This window comes from Haloarcula sp. MBLA0163, from assembly GCF_055632435.1.
Window position 1 is genome coordinate 1,562,474 of sequence record NZ_CM145745.1, and the last position, 15,690, is coordinate 1,578,163.

Annotated in this window: 15 protein-coding genes; 7 read left to right on the plus strand and 8 right to left on the minus strand. The window is 67.3% G+C overall.

Going from position 1 to position 15,690, the window contains the following annotated elements:
* Positions 1 to 20: 20 nt before the first annotated feature.
* Positions 21 to 818, plus strand: a complete 798-nt coding sequence (locus ACV7GQ_RS08265; RefSeq protein WP_470313036.1) for an ATP-binding cassette domain-containing protein — start codon at positions 21 to 23, stop codon at positions 816 to 818.
* A gap of 9 nt (positions 819 to 827) precedes the next feature.
* On the opposite strand, the gene ACV7GQ_RS08270 is transcribed toward ACV7GQ_RS08265, so the two are convergent.
* The 4 genes from ACV7GQ_RS08270 to ACV7GQ_RS08285 are packed head-to-tail and all read right to left on the minus strand — an operon-like array spanning position 828 to position 4,234.
* Positions 828 to 1,280 carry a universal stress protein gene (locus ACV7GQ_RS08270; RefSeq protein WP_470313037.1) on the minus strand — a complete coding sequence of 151 codons (453 nt, stop codon included), beginning with the start codon at positions 1,278 to 1,280 and terminating at the stop codon, positions 828 to 830.
* A 56-nt stretch (positions 1,281 to 1,336) separates the two neighbouring features.
* Positions 1,337 to 2,503, minus strand: a complete 1,167-nt coding sequence (locus tag ACV7GQ_RS08275; RefSeq protein ID WP_470313038.1) for an enolase C-terminal domain-like protein — start codon at positions 2,501 to 2,503, stop codon at positions 1,337 to 1,339.
* A gap of 50 nt (positions 2,504 to 2,553) precedes the next feature.
* On the minus strand, positions 2,554 to 3,423 hold the full coding sequence (locus tag ACV7GQ_RS08280) for an amidohydrolase family protein (protein WP_470313039.1): 870 nt from the start codon (positions 3,421 to 3,423) through the stop codon (positions 2,554 to 2,556).
* A 4-nt stretch (positions 3,424 to 3,427) separates the two neighbouring features.
* Positions 3,428 to 4,234 carry an SDR family NAD(P)-dependent oxidoreductase gene (locus tag ACV7GQ_RS08285; RefSeq protein ID WP_470313040.1) on the minus strand — a complete coding sequence of 269 codons (807 nt, stop codon included), beginning with the start codon at positions 4,232 to 4,234 and terminating at the stop codon, positions 3,428 to 3,430.
* A 161-nt stretch (positions 4,235 to 4,395) separates the two neighbouring features.
* On the opposite strand from ACV7GQ_RS08285, the gene ACV7GQ_RS08290 reads away from it, so the two are divergent.
* From ACV7GQ_RS08290 to ACV7GQ_RS08300, 3 genes are all read left to right on the plus strand, one after another.
* Entirely contained in the window at positions 4,396 to 5,571 is a 1,176-nt protein-coding gene (locus tag ACV7GQ_RS08290; RefSeq protein WP_470313041.1) for a mandelate racemase family protein, read from the plus strand.
* Between the two features lies 1 nt (position 5,572).
* Entirely contained in the window at positions 5,573 to 6,670 is a 1,098-nt protein-coding gene (locus ACV7GQ_RS08295) for a Gfo/Idh/MocA family protein (protein ID WP_470313042.1), read from the plus strand.
* A gap of 93 nt (positions 6,671 to 6,763) precedes the next feature.
* Positions 6,764 to 7,027, plus strand: a complete 264-nt coding sequence (locus tag ACV7GQ_RS08300; protein ID WP_470313043.1) for a DUF7968 family protein — start codon at positions 6,764 to 6,766, stop codon at positions 7,025 to 7,027.
* 240 nt (positions 7,028 to 7,267) lie between these two features.
* On the opposite strand, the gene ACV7GQ_RS08305 is transcribed toward ACV7GQ_RS08300, so the two are convergent.
* On the minus strand, positions 7,268 to 8,131 hold the full coding sequence (locus ACV7GQ_RS08305) for a fumarylacetoacetate hydrolase family protein (RefSeq protein WP_470313044.1): 864 nt from the start codon (positions 8,129 to 8,131) through the stop codon (positions 7,268 to 7,270).
* Positions 8,132 to 8,216: 85 nt separating this feature from the next.
* Here ACV7GQ_RS08305 and xacF point away from each other — a divergent pair, with 85 nt between their 5' ends.
* Positions 8,217 to 9,659 carry a 2,5-dioxovalerate dehydrogenase gene (xacF, locus tag ACV7GQ_RS08310; RefSeq protein ID WP_470313045.1) on the plus strand — a complete coding sequence of 481 codons (1,443 nt, stop codon included), beginning with the start codon at positions 8,217 to 8,219 and terminating at the stop codon, positions 9,657 to 9,659.
* On the opposite strand, the gene ACV7GQ_RS08315 is transcribed toward xacF, so the two are convergent.
* From ACV7GQ_RS08315 to ACV7GQ_RS08325, 3 genes are all read right to left on the minus strand, one after another.
* Positions 9,653 to 11,866 (minus strand): LUD domain-containing protein, encoded by a 2,214-nt coding sequence (locus ACV7GQ_RS08315; protein ID WP_470313046.1) that lies wholly within the window; start codon positions 11,864 to 11,866, stop codon positions 9,653 to 9,655. The genes xacF and ACV7GQ_RS08315 overlap by 7 nt on opposite strands.
* On the minus strand, positions 11,866 to 12,387 hold the full coding sequence (locus ACV7GQ_RS08320; protein WP_470313047.1) for an LUD domain-containing protein: 522 nt from the start codon (positions 12,385 to 12,387) through the stop codon (positions 11,866 to 11,868). The genes ACV7GQ_RS08315 and ACV7GQ_RS08320 overlap by 1 nt, the downstream gene beginning before the upstream one ends.
* A gap of 335 nt (positions 12,388 to 12,722) precedes the next feature.
* Positions 12,723 to 12,845, minus strand: coding sequence for a hypothetical protein (locus tag ACV7GQ_RS08325; RefSeq protein WP_470313048.1), 123 nt, complete (start codon positions 12,843 to 12,845; stop codon positions 12,723 to 12,725).
* 1,237 nt (positions 12,846 to 14,082) lie between these two features.
* Between ACV7GQ_RS08325 and ACV7GQ_RS08330 the strand changes: the two genes are divergently transcribed.
* Both ACV7GQ_RS08330 and ACV7GQ_RS08335 read left to right on the plus strand, forming a co-directional pair.
* Positions 14,083 to 14,505, plus strand: coding sequence for a DUF5805 domain-containing protein (locus tag ACV7GQ_RS08330; protein ID WP_470313049.1), 423 nt, complete (start codon positions 14,083 to 14,085; stop codon positions 14,503 to 14,505).
* Positions 14,502 to 15,539 (plus strand): tyrosine-type recombinase/integrase, encoded by a 1,038-nt coding sequence (locus ACV7GQ_RS08335; RefSeq protein ID WP_470313050.1) that lies wholly within the window; start codon positions 14,502 to 14,504, stop codon positions 15,537 to 15,539. Before ACV7GQ_RS08330 ends, ACV7GQ_RS08335 begins: the two co-directional genes overlap by 4 nt.
* Positions 15,540 to 15,690 lie beyond the last annotated feature (151 nt).

The window sequence follows — 15,690 nt, forward strand, 5'->3', positions numbered from 1 at the left end:
CCCACCGACATTTCAGAGTCATGGCCGAGGCGACTCAGCGCGACGTCGACCACATCGTCGAGATGGAGGGGATAACGAAGACGTTCGGCGAAGTGGTGGCCCTAGAGGACGTCACGTTCCGCCTCCGGCGCAACGAGATCCTCGCGCTGGCGGGCGACAACGGCGCCGGGAAGTCGACGCTCATCAAGTGTCTGGCCGGCGCCCTCCAGCCGGACTCGGGGACGATATCCATCGACGGGGAGCGCGTCGAGATCCCGAACCCGCGCGTCGCGAAGGACCTGGGCATCGAGACGACGTTTCAGGACCTCGCCGTCGCCGGCAACCTCACCGTCACGCAGAACATCTTCCTGGGCCGCGAGACCGTCAGCGGGCCCGACAGCCTCTTCGGCGTGCTCGACAAGTCGGCGATGCGAAAGCGCGCACAGGAGCTGCTCGACGACCTCGAGATACACGTCGACGTCGGCGAGAAGGTGTCGAACCTCTCGGGCGGGGAGCGCCAGCTCGTCAGCATCTCGCGGACGCTCCTCTCGGACCCGAAGATCGTCATCATGGACGAACCGACGAGCGCCCTCTCCGTCGAGGGCGCCGACAGGGTCCTCGAACTCATCGACCGGATGCAGAGCCAGGGCATCTCCATCGTCCTCATCTCCCACAACCTCGACTACATCCGGCGGGCCGCCGACCGCGTCCACGTCCTCCATCAGGGCCGCAGTGCCGGCATCATCGACGCCGACGAGTTCGACCAGGACGAGATCGTCAGGCGCATGGTCGGCGGGCTGCCCGAGGAGGAGCGCGGCGAGCAGGCCGCGGACCTCTGAGAACGCCGGTCAGGGGCGCTTGACGTACAGCACCGGACAGTCCGCGTTCAGGAGCACCTGCTGGGCGTAGTCGCCGAACATCGCCTTGCCCGCGGGGGACCGTCGCTCGCCGCCGACGACGACGAGCGTCGCGCCCAGTTCGTCGACGCGGCGGACGGCCTGTTCGGCCGGGTTGCCGCCCGCGACGCCCCGTATCTCGTAGTCGACCCCGTGCTCGGTCAGCGCGTCCACCGGCGGCTTGATGGCCTCCTGCCGGGCCGCGAGTTCGTCCGGCGAGAGCGCCCCGCTGGTCGGGTCGACGTCCATCTGTTCCAGCAGCGACTCGTAGTCGCCCTCCGGGAACAGGTAGAGGATGTACACCGTCGCGTCGTCCTCGACGACGTCGATGGTCGCATCGACGAGGTCGTCGACGGCGTCTCTGTCTTCGGGGGCGATACACAACAGGACTCGTTCGTGTGGCATACCTCCCGTTCGACGGTCCACTAATTAGGTATTCCGGCGACGCGGCGGACCAGTCCTCACGCGTACTCCCGCCGACCCGTCTCGTTGGCCTCGACGAAGTCCCAGTCGTAGTCGACGCCCAGTCCCGGGCCGGCCGGGACGGGCACGGTCCCCGCGTCGTCGACGGCGTCGAGGTCGTCGCTGTAGCCGCCCTCGTACACCGGCGGCGTCGTGTTTGGCGCCTCGGGGTGGACCAGCGCCATCTCGTAGTAGTTCGCGTTCCGCGTCGCCGCGATGCAGTGGCGCTGTGCCGGGCCGGGCGCGTGGAACTCCACGTCCAGTCCGAACCCCTCGGCGGCGTTCGCAATCTTCGTCGCCCCGGTGATGCCGGCGTCGTACTCCGGGTCCGCACGGACGAAATCCGTCGCTTCCGTCGCCACGAAGTCGGTGTGTGGTTCCAGCCCCCGGACGTGTTCGGTCTGGAGGAGAGGCGTGTCGAGGTGCTGGCGGAGTTTGCGGTGACCGTGCTGGGAGATGCCCCCGTCCCGATACGGGTCCTCGTACCAGAGGTAGCCGTGGTCGTCACAGGCCCGGCCCACCTGCAGGGCCTCGGCGAAGGTGTCGAGGTCACACGCCGGGTCGAGCATCAGGTCCATCTCGTCGCCGACCCGGTCGCCGACGGCGCGGACCGTCGCTTCCAGCAGGTCCGGGTCGCGCCAGTCGCCGTCCCACCCGTGGACCTTGTAGCCGGGGTATCCCATCTCCAGACACGCCTCCGCGAAGTCGGCGTACGCCTCGGGCGAGTCCAGCCCCCCGCTCCGGTCGCCCTGATACGTGGAGGCGTAGGCCGGCAGTCGGTCACGATAGCTCCCGAGCAGTTCGTGGATGGGCGCGCCGTACTTCTTGCCTGCGTAGTCCCAGAGGGCGATGTCCAAGGGTCCGATGCCCATCCGGTCGTACTTCCGGAGCGCGCGCTTCAGTTCCGACCAGTGGTGCTCGCGCCGCGTCGGGTCGCGGCCCACGAGGTAGTCTGCGACGGTGTTTATCTGGGCGGCGCCGGGCGAGTTGCTCCCCACGTACTCCCCGGTTAGCCCGTCGCTAACCGTGATTCTCACGGCGAACAGCCGCCGCTCCATCACGTTGCCGGGGTCGTAGACGACGTCGAACCCGCCCGGCGGCGTCCCCACGTCCGGCAGGTCGTAGCTGAACTCGACGGTCTCGATGCGCTCTATCGTCGGGGCCATACCGGTGTGAGACGCAGTGACAGGATAAACGTCTAGGGTGAGTAACCAGTCTACCCCTCGTGAATCGCCTCGAACGTCCGGTGGGCCAGGTACGAGTAGTCCCGCGCCGAGAGGAACGGGGCCTCCTCGACCCACGAGAGACAGGCCTCGTAGTCGGCCCAGTCGTCCATCCATGGGTAGTCGGACCCGAGCATCAGTCGCTCGGCGCCGAACCAGTCGGCGAGGTGGCGGACGTACCCCCAGAGGTCCTCGTAGGGCCAGCCCGCCTCGCTGGACCGCGGGAGCGAACTCACCTTCACGGCGACGTTGTCGTGGTCGGCCAGCGACTCGAAGTCCGTCCACGGTGCCTCGTCCGGGTCGGTCGTCTCGTCGGGGTAGGCCATGTGGTCGACGACGATTTGCACGTCCGGGTGGCGACCGGCCAGCGTCTCCAGCATCGAGAGCTGCTCGGCCTTCGGGAAGACGAACACCGAGGCGTCCTGCTCGGCGGCTTCGTCCCAGACCGGTGCCAACTCGTCGTCGAGTATCCAGTCGGCCGTCCGGTCCAGCTCCGTCGAGTGCTCCGCGTAGGCCAGACAGGCGTGCATCCTGACGCCGAGCATCCGGTCGTGACCGACGACGCGCCGGAGGTCCGCCCGGACCTGTTCGGGGTCGCCGTAGAAGTCCATCAGCCCGACGCCCCACAGCCGCTCGGGGTAGGCCTCGATGGAGCGCATCGTGTACTCGTTGGCTCGCACGCCGCGGCCGTACAGCGGCGTCGTGACCATGACGCTCTCCTCGACGCCCGCGGCGTCCATGTCGGCTATCAGGTCGTGGGCGGTGTAGGCGCCCTCCCACCCCGGCGGCAGGAGGTCGACCGGCCACGGCAGTTCCTCGGTGTCGGGACCCCACGTGTGCGTGTGCGTGTCTACGAATCGCATCGGTTCACTCCAGGTTCCCCCCGCCGCTCACTCTGACGATGTCCCCGACGACGTAGTCGGCCCGGTCGCTCGCGAGCCACAGCACCGCGTCCGCGAGGTCCTCTGGTTGGCCGAGTCGACCGAGGGGACGGCTCTCGCCGCGCGCTCGGAGTATCTCCTCGGCGGTCCGGTCCGGGTCGTCCCTCGCTTCCACCTCGGCCTCGTAGCGGGTCTGGGCGGTCTCCGTCACGTCCGTCGAGACGGCGTTCATCCGGATGCCGTGTTCGGCGAGTTCCTGCGCCATCCGCCACGTCAGCCCGTTTATCGACGTCTTCGAGATGCCGTACAGGCCGAACGGGCCGGTCCGCCGGTCGCCCGCCTGACTCGTGTGGTTGACGATACAGCCCTCGATTCCCTCGGCTATCATGTGCTCGGCGACGAGTTTCGCGGCGTAGAACTGCGAGCGGACGTTGACGTCCATCGTCCGGTTCCACTGGTCGAGCGTCGACTCGACGAGGGAGTCCTCCCGGGGCCAGGTCGCCGCGTTGTTGACGAGCAGGTCTATCTCGTCGAAGGTGTCGACGGCCGTCTCGACGAGTCGCTCGATGGCCCCCGGGTCGCCGACGTCGGCCGCGACGCCGACGGCGTCGCCCGACCCGCGGTCGGCCAGTTCGTCGGCCACCTCGCTCACCTCCGTCTCGTCCCGCGCGTTGACGACGACGTTCGCGCCGGCGTCGGCGAGCCCCTCGGCGATTCCCCGGCCGATGCCCTTCGTCGACCCGGTGACGACAGCGGACTCGCCCGTGTAGTCGTACTCGGTGTGCCCTACCATGACACAGTACTCGTCTCACCACGCCGTCATGAATCCACCGGTGAGAGCGGTCAGCGGGCCGACACCGTCGTCTGCGTCAGTCGGGGTCGGTCGGCCGGCGCGTGGCGGCAATCGCCCGGGGAGCACGCACGTTTATTGTGATGGTATCTCATGGTACCAGTATGGCGCCGGAGATTACCAGCATCGAGTCAGTGGAGTTCTCCTATCCTATCGAGGACGTGGGCACCGACCAGCACGGGTTCAACCTCGTCTACGAACCCGGGTCGGTGACCGAGCGGAAGCTGTTCGGCATCAAGATCCACACGGACGAGGGCATCACGGGCGAGTACGTCGGCGGCAACTCGCCGGGGGCGGCCCAGATAAACACCTTCGCGAACTACCTCGTCGGGAAGAACCCGCTGGAACGGGAGAAACACTGGAGCGAGGTGAAACGCGCGCTCCGGAAGTACGACCGGATGGGGATGGGCCCCATCGACATCGCCCTCTGGGACTTCGCCGGGAAGTACCACGACGCCCCCATCCACGAACTGCTGGGCACCTACCGCCGGAAGTTCCCGGCCTACGCGTCGACGTACCACGGCGACGAGAACGGCGGCCTCGACACGCCCGAGGCCTTCGCGGACTTCGCAGAGGAGTGTCTCGAACTGGGCTACGGCGCGTTCAAGATCCACGGCTGGGGCGGGAGCGAGGGGTCGCGCGACTTAGACCGGGAGATAGCGGCGGTCCACGCGGTCGGCGACCGGGTCGGCGACGAGATGGACCTGATGCACGACCCGGCCTGCGAACTGGAGACGTTCGCCGACGCGCTGAAACTCGGCCGCGCGCTGGACGAGGTGGGGTTCTTCTGGTACGAGGACCCGTACCGGGACGGGGGCATCTCCCAGCACGGTCACCGCAAACTCCGGCAGGCGCTGGACACTCCCATCCTCCAGACCGAGCACGTCCGCGGCCTCGAACCGGCGACGGACTTCGTCGCCAACGAGGCCACGGACTTCCTGCGGGCGGACCCGGAGTACGACGCCGGCATCACCGGGGCGATGAAGCGCGCAAGCGTCGCGGAGGGGTTCGGCCTCGACGTGGAGTTCCACGCCCCCGGCCCGGCACAGCGCCACTGCATCGCGGCCATCCGCAACACCAACTACTACGAACTCGCGCTGGTCCACCCGGACTGTCCCAACACGCAACCGCCCGTCTACGAGGGCGACTACTCGGACATGATAGACACCGTCGACGAGAACGGCATGGTCGAGGTGCCCGACGGCCCGGGACTGGGCGTCGACTACGACTGGGACTACATCGAGGACAACCAGACCGGGAGCCTCCACACCTACGAGTGAGATGACGTACAGAGCCGGTATCATCGGAACGGGCGGTATCGCTGGGATGGGCATCCTCGGGATGCACGACGAGGAGGACATCGGGAAGAAGAAGGTCAGGGCCAGCCACGCGGGCGGCTACGACGCGACCGAGGGCGTCGAACTGGTCGCGGTGGCCGACGTCGACGAGGAGAAACTGGCCCGTTTCGGCGAGGCGTGGGAGATTCCTCGGGACCGGCGGTACGTCGGCCACGAGGCGATGCTCGACGCCGAGGACCTCGACGTCGTCTCGGTGTGCACGCCGTCGTATCTCCACGCCGACCACGTCGTCGACGCGGCGCGGTCGGCGGCCGACCCGTCGCTGGTCTGGTGCGAGAAGCCCATCGCCTCCTCCGTGACCGACGCCGAGGAGATGGTCGACGTCTGCGCGGAGACGGACACCGAACTGCTCGTCAACCACTCGTTCCGGTTCACGACCAAACTCCAGCGGCTCCGCGAGCTGGTCCAGGAGGAGGACATCATCGGCGACGTGCACGCCGTCGCCACCCAGTTCCGGATGGAACTGCTCCGCAACTCGACGCACCTGCTCGACACGCTCGTCTACCTGCTGGACGACCGGGCCGACACCGTCTCCGGGTACATCACCGGGGAGAACGAGGCCGTCGACTCGCTGGAGGCGGCCGAGCGGGTCGACGACGCCGGCGGCGGCGGGTTCGTCGTCATGGACGACGGCACCTTCGTCACCATCGACTGCACCATCCCGCGGGCGGAGTCGTCGATGACGCTCCAGTTCGTCGGCAGCGAGGGGAAGCTCTACCTCAACAACGACGACGGCGAGTGGCGCTACTGGCGGCTCGAGGACGGCGAGCACGTCGAAGAACCGCTCCCCGGCATCGAGGGCGCCTGGACGTGGGACGAGGACTACCGCGACGCCTTCGCGAACGCCGCCCGCGACGTCGTCGCCGTCCTCGACGGCGACCGCTCGAACCCGTCGACGGGCGAGGAGGCCACCCGCTCGCTCGAGATGATCGCCGGGTTCTACATCTCGCACTACACCGGCGGGCAGGTGTCGATTCCGCTGGACCGGCCGCTGCGGGACGTGACCATCACGTCGTGGTGACCGACTCCCCGCCGGTCGGCGTTCCGCAGGAGTGAACGACAGTTCGACCTGTGCAGTCGCGTCGTTTTTCATCCCGGAATCCGAATAGGTCGTATGGACGACGCCGACGTGGTCACGCTGACGTACCGCGCGAGCGGGTCGGCCGACGTCGCGGCGTCGCTGCGTGAGGCGACCTTCCGGCAGTACCTCCGCCGGTCGAAGGCCGGCCCGGTCGCCGTCGGTGACGAGTGGGACGAGGTCGTCAACGACGGGTGCGGGACGACGACGGCCGTGACGCTCACCGTGACGGCGGTACGCGGGGGCGAGACCGTCGGCGAGAGTACCCGGTTCACGGTGTCGCCGCCCGTGGACTCCTGACCGACGCAGCCCGCGTCCGTTCGGCTAGAGTGAACGACGCGTAGCATCTCCGCTCCTGCCGGATTCTCGAACACGTAACATACGTACGTTCGTTAGGATACGTGGCCGTTGCCGTTCTCCCAGCCCGCCTCTGCGTTCCGCAGGACCGAACATCTGTCTGGCCCGTCCGGACGCCTCGGCGACGGTGTGAGGGCGGCCGAGAGGGCGCGGCGGACGTGTGCGCCTGTGTCGGCCCCCCGCTCAGACCGGCGTCACCGGGTTCGAGAGCCGACCGATACCCTCGATGTGGACGTCGACGCGGTCGCCCTGCCGGAGCGTGAACCCCTCGTCGGGGACCAGCGACGTCCCGGTCAGCAGCACGGTCGTCTCCGGGACCGTGTTGTGGCGGGTGAGGAAGGAGACGAGTTCCTCGCAGGTCCGGACCATCTCTCCCGTCGAGGTGACGCCCTGATACACGCGCTCGTCGTCGCGGTCGACGGTCATGGTCATCTCGAGGTCGTGCGGGTCGCCGACGGCCGCCGGCGTCGCCACGCAGGGGCCCAGCGAGCAGGCGCGGTCGTATATCTTCGCCTGCGGGAGGTACAGCGGGTTCGCGCCCTCGATGGACCGACTGCTCACGTCGTTGCCGACCGTGTAGCCGACGATGTCGCCCTCGTAGAGGACGATGCCGAGTTCGGGTTCCGGGACGTCCCACTCGGAGTCGCCGCGGATGCCGACGGCGTCGCCGGGGCCGACCGTCCGGCTCGGCGTCGCCTTGAAGAATATCTCCGGCCGCTCGGCCTCGTACACGTCGAGGTACATCTCGGGCATCCCGCTCTCGGCCTCGCGGGCTTGCTCGCTTATCTCGTAGGTGACGCCGGCGGCCCACACCTCGTCGACCTGCGGGGCGGCGCAGTCGGCGGCGTCGGGTCGGTCGACCGCGACGGCGTCCTCGAACAGTCCGCGCGCCACGGCGTCGGCGGACTCGTCGGCGACGTCGGCGACGTGCGCGAGGTCGGTGAAGGCCGTCACGCTCGACCGGGCAGCGGTCAGGTCGTAGGCGTCGTCCCCGTCGCGCGCGACGAGTCGTGGCTCCCCGCCCGCGACTGTGCGGTAGTAGCGCATACGTGTCTACTGCACGCCGGGGGCTCTTGTCGGTTCCGGTGGCCCACCAAAACTTTATCGTAGCCCGCGCGTGTCGGTTGATTCGATGGTCGATACGTATCACAACTACGTCGACGGCGAGTGGGTAGCCGCCGAGACGGGCGAGACGTTCGAGAACCGCAACCCCGCCGACCGGAGCGACGTGGTCGGCGCGTTCCAGCAGTCAGGCGTCGAAGACGCGGAACGCGCCGTCGAGGCCGCGGCCGCCGCGAGCGAGGCGTGGGCCGACACACCGGGGCCGGAGCGCGGGGCGATTCTGCGGGCCACGTCGCAGGCCCTCGAGGCACGCAAGAACGAACTGACGGAGACGCTCGTCCGGGAGGAGGGGAAGGCCCGGCCGGAGGCGGCGGGCGAGGTCCAGCGAGCCGTCGACATCTTCTCGTACTACGGGGCGAAGGCCAGCGACATCGGCGGCACGGTCAAGTCCTCGAGCAGTCGGGACACGACGCTGTACACGAAGAACGAGCCCATCGGCGTCGCCGGGCTCATCACGCCGTGGAACTACCCCATCGCCATCCCCGCCTGGAAGATAGCGCCGGCGCTGGCGACGGGGACGACCGTCGCGTTCAAGCCCGCCTCCGCTGCACCGAACGTCGCCCGGAAACTCGTCGAGTGTCTCGACGAGGCGGGCCTCCCAGACGGCGCCCTCAACTACGTGACCGGGCCCGGCAGCGCCGTCGGCAAGACGTTCTCGACACACGAGGCCGTCGACGCCGTCTCCTTCACCGGGAGTTCGGCCGTCGGGAACACCGTCGGCGAACAGGCCAACGAGACGGGCAAGCGCGTCCAGCTGGAGATGGGCGGGAAGAACCCGGTCGTCGTGATGGACAGCGCTGACGTCGACGAGGCCGTCGACATCGCCGCCAGCGGCGCGTTCGGCGTCACCGGGCAGGCCTGTACGGCCACCTCGCGGGCCATCGTCCACGAGGACGTCTACGACGAGTTCGTCGAGGGCGTCGTGGCGGCCGCCGAGGCCATCGAGGTCGGGCCGGGCCTCGACGGCGCGGACATGGGACCGCAGGTCAACCAGAGCGAACTCGACAGTACGCTCGAGTACGTCGACGTCGGCCAGTCGGAGGGCGCGACGCTGGAGACCGGCGGCGGCGAGGTCGACGCCGGCGACGGGTTCTTCGTCGAACCGGCGGTGTTCTCCGGCGTGGAACCCGACATGCGCATCGCACAGGAGGAGATATTCGGGCCGGTCCTCGCGGTCATCCCGGTCGGTAGCTACGAGGAGGGCCTCGAGGTGGCCAACGACGTGCGCTACGGGCTCTCGGCGAGCATCGTCACGCAGGACCTCTCCGAGGCCCACGACTTCGTCGACGAGTCCGAGTCCGGCGTCGTGAAGGTCAACGAGAAGACGACCGGCCTCGAACTCCACGTCCCCTTCGGCGGCATGAAGGACTCCTCCAGCGAGACGTACCGCGAGCAGGGCGACGCCGGCCTCGACTTCTACACCCTCTCGAAGACGGTGTACCTGAACTACTGAGGGGGCTGGCCGGTTTCACCGTCGGTTTCGGGTGCCAGCAGTTCCACCGGATGGCGCGGCGTCCGCGTCAGTAGTGCGTCTATCTGTTCGAGACAGGAGGTGCCGCTGGCGACCACCGGCCGGTCCGAGACCCCCTCGCCCTCCAGCTGGTCGGCCAACCGCTCGCCCACGTCGACGCTGAGTTCGTAGTAGTCGCTCTTGTAGCCGAAACTGCCCGCCATGCCACAGCACTCGACGTCCGTGACCGCCACGTCGTAGCCCAGTCGCTCGAGGACGGCGACGGTGTGGGCTTCCAGCCCGAGGGTCCGCTGTTGGCAGTGGGCGTGGTAGGCGATTGCTCCGGCGTCGACGCCGTCCAGCGCAGCCTCGTGTGCATCGCCTTCGAGCAGTCCGTAGACGTACTCCATGACCTCGTAGCTGTGTTCGGCGAGCGCCTCGAACGAGGACTCGTCGACCAGTTTCTCGTACTCCGAGACGAACATCGCGTGGTCGCTCGGCTCGATGACGACGACGTCCCGGCCGTCCCGGATGTGGGGGGCCAGCGTCTCGTGGACCCGTTCGGCGTGGTCTCTCGCGGTGGCGACCATACCTTGCGAGAACGGGGCGCGGCCGCTCGACGGCACCTCGGGCACCACGACGTCGACGCCGAGCGCCTCAAGGACCTCGACGGTCGCCTTCCCGCGGTCGACCTGCACGTGGTCGGTGTAGAGGTCGGGATACACGACGGCCCGGCGGCGAGGCTCCTCGACGGTCGACGCTCGGTTCGCGAACCACTCGACGAACGTCTCGCGCTGGAACTGCGGGAGGTCCCGGCGCGGGTCAACGCCGAGCGCCCGGTCCATGAACCAGCGAGCGGTCTGCGTGTCGGCCAGCCAGTTCGAGACGGGCGCGGTGGCGCTCCCGAGCCTCGCGACGGTGTCGAAGTTGCCGAAGAAGCGCTTCTGGAGGGGCGCCCCCTCGGCCTCCTCGTCGGGAGTCAAGCCGTCGACCAGCCAGTCTGCGGGCCGCTCGCCCTCGCGGTTGATCCGGTCCCGGACGACCGTGTTTATCCACGGGATGTCGATTTTGACCGGACAGGCATCGACACACCGGGTGCACCCCGTACAGAGGTCGTTGAACTCGGCGGCGGTGTCGAGTCCCTCGATGCCGGCCTCCCACCCCGTGGCGATGCCCCCGGAGTACGTCTCGCCGCCGAAGGCGTGGCCGCCGACGCTCTGGAAGTTCGCACACGAGTTCGCACACGCCGAGCAGCGGATGCAGTACAGCGTCTCGCGCAACTGGTCGTCGTCCCGCATCGCCAGCCGGCCGTTGTCGACGAGGACCAGGTGGAACTCCCGGTCGTCCGGGAACTCGGAGAGTGGCGTCTCGTCGTCCGCGAAGTCGACCACGGGCGTCTCGACCGGGGGCGTCAGCAGCGAGACGTAGGAGGTGATGTCCTGTCCCGTCCCGGAGCGACCGATGAGTTCGACGAACGGCTGGAAGTCGGCGACGCTGGGGACGACCTTCTCGACGCCGGCCACCGCGATGTGGGTGTCCGTCGCCGCCACCGTCTTCCGTGCGTTGCCCTCGCTGGTCACCAGCGCCATCGTCCCCGAGTCGGCGGCGAGGAAGTTCGCGCCCGTGATGCCGACCTCGCTGTCGACGATGCGCTCGCCCAGTTCCGCCCGCGCGAACCGGGTCAGCTCCTCGGCCGTCTCCAGCGGTTCGTCGGGGTCGAACAGCTCGTTGAACAGGTCGGCGATGGATTCGCGGGACTTGTGGATGGCCGGCGCGACGATGTGTGAGGGCGCCTCCTCGGCCAGCTGGAGGACCCACTCGCCGAGGTCGGTCTCCAGCACGTCCACGCCGTCGGCTTCCAGCGCCTCGTTGACCTCCAGTTCCTCGCTGGTCATCGACTTGCTCTTGACGACGCGGTCGGCGTCCCGCTCGGCCACGACCGACCGGATGTACTCGTTGGCGTCGGCGGCGTCGTCGGCGATGTACACCGTCCCGCCGTTCTCGGTGACGGCCGTCTCCAGTCGGTCGAGGAGCTCTGGCAACCGCTCGATGGAGTCCTCCTTGATGGCTCGCGCCTCGTCTTTGAGCGCCTCGTAGTCCTCCAGGTCGGCCACCGAGGCGTACCGACCCTCGTTGAACCCCTGCGTGTTCTCGGCGATGGCGGCCCCCTCCGTCCGCATCAGGTCGCGGATGTCGTCGGCCCGCGACATCAGCCGTCCTCCGTGACGACGACGTGGACGTCTTTCGGCCCGTGGGCCCCGCGGACGAGGGCACCCATGTCCGCCGTTGCGCTCGGGCCGGTGGCGAGTATCGTGCTTCCCCGTGCCTCGTCCACCTCGGCCCCCAGCGATTCGATGGCCGTCTCCATCTCCTCGACGAGGTCGGCCGCACGGACGACGAGGACGTGGGTGTCGACGAAGAGGCTCACCAGTTCGCTCCCGCGCTCGGTCTGTTCGAGCGCGACCGTCCCGTAGTCACTCACGCCGAGGCGTGCACCAGTGACGCCCGTCCGCGCGGACCGCAGCTCCGCAGGGGTGGGGTCGACCGTGACGTCGGTGTCGGTGAGTGCGAACGCGTCGTCGCCGAACGTCTCGTCGAGTGCGACGCCGACCGCCGGCTGCTCGGCCACCTCTGCTACCGTCGTGGCGACCGACGTGCGGTCGGTGCGCGTCACCGGTACGTCGTACTCGGCGAGCGAGGACTCGAAGGCAGCGACCGTCTCCGTTACCATTGCTGTGTGGACACACGGAACACACAGACATAAACGTTCGAGCCCAGCGCCGGGTCAGCGTCCACCGTGCCGCTACTCGGCGAGGATCCCCTTTCCCAGTTCCGGCGAGCCGCGGACGCGCCGACACTTCGCGACACCGGCGAGACGACATCGGCCGAATCGGCCAAAACGGGACGCTCACTGGGTTCCTCTCCAATTTCTACGGATGGCCAGCACTCGACACAGTAGACGAATTCAGTATAGCGGCATGAAGTTTACGAGTTCGAGAGCAGTCGTCAGAATTGGCCAATATTCTACATTAATGTCGACGCTCACGCTCAGGGACAGGCGCAGAGTCAGGATTCGAAGGTGTACTCGACGAGGTACTTCACGAGGTACAGAGAGACGACGAGGCTCACGAGCATCACCACGACGACGATGAGCAGCATGAACAGACGGACCGTACCGGGATCTGCCATCCTACCGCGGCCTCCCGCGTCGCTGGTGCCCATGTCGTGTCGCGCGCATACTCGTCTCGAACCGGCCCAGTGACAAGCCATTTTGGATTCGGCCGTCGCTACCAGGGGCAGATGTCTTCACTGGACCCTGGTCGGTGGCGCTTCTCGACACGGTGCTGTGGATGCGGTAGCAGACGTCTCTGTGCTCAGAGACGAAGGTGAGCGTCCGCCACTCGAATCGACGGACACCATTCGGGGCCTCGAGCGAGACCGGTGTAGACTGAGCGTCTCTATTCAACAGCGATTCCGGCACGCACCCGCGGTCTTCAGCTACGTTCGTCACGGTGCCCTGAGTGGTGAGCGCGTCGAGATAGGTTCTCAGGGGAGCGTGGACGGTCTGTTAGTAGGTCAGCCCGCCCACACCATCGCTGAGACTGCCGACCCCTCACACTAACGCGCCTTACGAGGAGAGCCCGCAATAGACGGGTAAGACACCGTCTGCACCACCGCAACACGCCAGTCGACCGTGGGGGGTGGCGAAACGACTGACCCTGTCGCGGCACAGCGAACCAACTGGGGGCGGCTACAACTCACCCGCAAGAGACACCCCTTTTTCGAGAGCATTACGGTAGTACATACAGTCACAGGCGTACCCAGCGAGCACGCTAGCGTGGGCCTGGACACGAACGGTCGGAGATTGTGGACCCCAGTCCTCCGAGGATGACGTCCGCCTAGTCGACCGGGAGTAGCAGCTGGCGCGCTTGCTGAGATATCCGATGGGACCGCACTGTCGTCGAACCACGGTGTCCGGTACGTCGGGCCCTGGGGGTTCCGTCGGATAACGGGCACAAGATGACGTGGTCAGTCACTAAATCAGGGCGATACACCACCATCGGTTGGTGTCCGCATCGGTTGGACATCAAGCGCGCTGTACGAATCTGGAGCTCTGCTGCCTGTTCGATTTCCGACATCAGCCCGTGCGGTCGGTGGGGAGCCTGAGCAAAGTACGTCGCCGACCCGCTCGACGAGGGAGGACCTGTTTGCTGCGACTCCGTCGGAACGGAAACGCCGTGCAGAGCAGCTCTGTTTAGATTTGTGAATCTGTGACCTAGTATCGCGCAGGAGACCGAGAGTTATCTATTAGATGCGTGTGAGTATACCCAAATTGCCGTCGTTGACAGACCCATAAGCACAAATAAAGGCTTTTATCTGTTAGGATGGGGCTACTTTGAAGTGGCCGGGGTGAGTGACGCTAGCTATGACAGCGGACAGTGATGCAACGGAACGGACGTCGGTCAGGACGTACGTGCCGGCCTATCAGAAAGAGCAGTGGCGCGAACACGCGTCGGAGCTCGACATGAGCCAGAGCGAGTTCGTACGTACGATGGTGCAGGCGGGCCGGAGCGGGTTCGAAACGGCCGAATCGACGTCGAAGACCGGCACGCAGAACGACCCCGGACAGTCGGAACACGGTTCCTCGGACGCAACCCCTGGGGTCGACGGCCTGAAGACGCGGGTGCAGGAGGTTCTCTCCGACGGGGGCCACTACGACTGGGACGAACTGCTCGCGGAGCTCACCGACGACATCGAGCAGCGTCTGGACGAGACCCTGCAGGAGCTCCAGTCTGCTGGTCGGGTCCGCTACAGCGGTCGGCACGGGGGGTACGTGTTGGACGAATGAGTTCCGACGCCGCCACGCCGGACGCGGGCGAGGACCCCGTCGGGTACTTCCTCGACGATATCACGTACCACGGCAAGAGCGACCGGACGCGGTCGTTCTACGAGCGGGTCCTCCGTGACTTCGAGTCGTTCCTCGCCGAGGGCGGGCGCCCGATTCCGGTCGCCGAGGCGTCCCACCGCGACTGCATGGCCTACGTCCACGGTCTCCGCGGGGCGAAGAGCGAGAGCACGGTCGCCACGTACGCCTCCTACCTCCACCGGTTCTACGCGTACATGACGCAGGTCGGCACCTTCGATTCGAACCCGATGACGCTGGTGATGGAGGAGATGGACGAGTCGATCAACACCGACCCGACGCGACGCGAGATAGGCCTCCCGGCGATGCGGTCGTTCGTCGCAGAGATCACCCATCCCCTCGAACGGGCCGTCGTCGTCACGCTGCTCAAGACCGGGATGCGTGTCGGCGAACTCTGTAATCTCGACGTGCGTGACCTGAACCTCGCGGACGCGGGCCCGCGACCCGACGTGCCAGTCCGTGCCGGACTGGACGGCCGCCCGGACTCGCTGTACGTGTCTGCAGCCCCGACCCGCGGCGAGGCCGTCAACGGCGAGGAGCGGACGGCCTCGAACAAGCGAAGACGGGACACCACGGTCCCCGTCGACGACGAGTTAGCCGCCGTCCTGCGACGTTGGCTCGCAATACGGCCGGACACGCAGTCGCCGGCGACGCCGCTGTTCGTCTCGACGAGCGGGGACTGGGGCCAGCGCTTGACGCCGGACATGGTCCACCACCTCGTCGAGACGCACGCCCGCGACCACGGCTGGTACCGGGACGGTGGCGGCGCCGAGGAGAACGTGACGCCCCACTACTTCCGGCACTTCTTCACCACGCACCTGCGCGACCGAACCGGAGACCGTGGGGTCGTGAAGTACCTCAGGGGCGACGTGGCACAGGACGTCATCGACACCTACACCCACGAGTGGGGCAACCGCGTCAGGGACGTCTACACCGCAAATATCTACGACCTCCTGTAGCAGAAAGGGATTCTGTCCTCTGCAGAGCGACGGTAATCTGGCCTCTGTCGAACTCGTAAACCGTATAGCGCTATATCGAATGCTCGGTGAGGCTCTGCCACAGCGGCGTCTCGGCCGACACAGGAACGGCTTAAACCGCCGGAATCGGATG

Excerpts from the sequence above, each read along its gene's own strand:
- ACV7GQ_RS08280 (WP_470313039.1), bottom strand. The coding sequence starts at position 3,423 with ATGCGATTCGTAGACACGCACACGCACACGTGGGGTCCCGACACCGAG.
- ACV7GQ_RS08315 (WP_470313046.1), bottom strand. The coding sequence starts at position 11,866 with ATGTCGCGGGCCGACGACATCCGCGACCTGATGCGGACGGAGGGGGCC.
- xacF (WP_470313045.1), top strand. The coding sequence starts at position 8,217 with ATGGTCGATACGTATCACAACTACGTCGACGGCGAGTGGGTAGCCGCC.
- ACV7GQ_RS08290 (WP_470313041.1), top strand. The coding sequence starts at position 4,396 with ATGGCGCCGGAGATTACCAGCATCGAGTCAGTGGAGTTCTCCTATCCT.
- ACV7GQ_RS08325 (WP_470313048.1), bottom strand. The coding sequence starts at position 12,845 with ATGGCAGATCCCGGTACGGTCCGTCTGTTCATGCTGCTCATCGTCGTC.
- ACV7GQ_RS08330 (WP_470313049.1), top strand. The coding sequence starts at position 14,083 with ATGACAGCGGACAGTGATGCAACGGAACGGACGTCGGTCAGGACGTAC.
- ACV7GQ_RS08305 (WP_470313044.1), bottom strand. The coding sequence starts at position 8,131 with ATGCGCTACTACCGCACAGTCGCGGGCGGGGAGCCACGACTCGTCGCG.
- ACV7GQ_RS08265 (WP_470313036.1), top strand. The coding sequence starts at position 21 with ATGGCCGAGGCGACTCAGCGCGACGTCGACCACATCGTCGAGATGGAG.
- ACV7GQ_RS08285 (WP_470313040.1), bottom strand. The coding sequence starts at position 4,234 with ATGGTAGGGCACACCGAGTACGACTACACGGGCGAGTCCGCTGTCGTC.
- ACV7GQ_RS08300 (WP_470313043.1), top strand. The coding sequence starts at position 6,764 with ATGGACGACGCCGACGTGGTCACGCTGACGTACCGCGCGAGCGGGTCG.
- ACV7GQ_RS08320 (WP_470313047.1), bottom strand. The coding sequence starts at position 12,387 with ATGGTAACGGAGACGGTCGCTGCCTTCGAGTCCTCGCTCGCCGAGTAC.
- ACV7GQ_RS08275 (WP_470313038.1), bottom strand. The coding sequence starts at position 2,503 with ATGGCCCCGACGATAGAGCGCATCGAGACCGTCGAGTTCAGCTACGAC.
- ACV7GQ_RS08335 (WP_470313050.1), top strand. The coding sequence starts at position 14,502 with ATGAGTTCCGACGCCGCCACGCCGGACGCGGGCGAGGACCCCGTCGGG.
- ACV7GQ_RS08295 (WP_470313042.1), top strand. The coding sequence starts at position 5,573 with ATGACGTACAGAGCCGGTATCATCGGAACGGGCGGTATCGCTGGGATG.
- ACV7GQ_RS08270 (WP_470313037.1), bottom strand. The coding sequence starts at position 1,280 with ATGCCACACGAACGAGTCCTGTTGTGTATCGCCCCCGAAGACAGAGAC.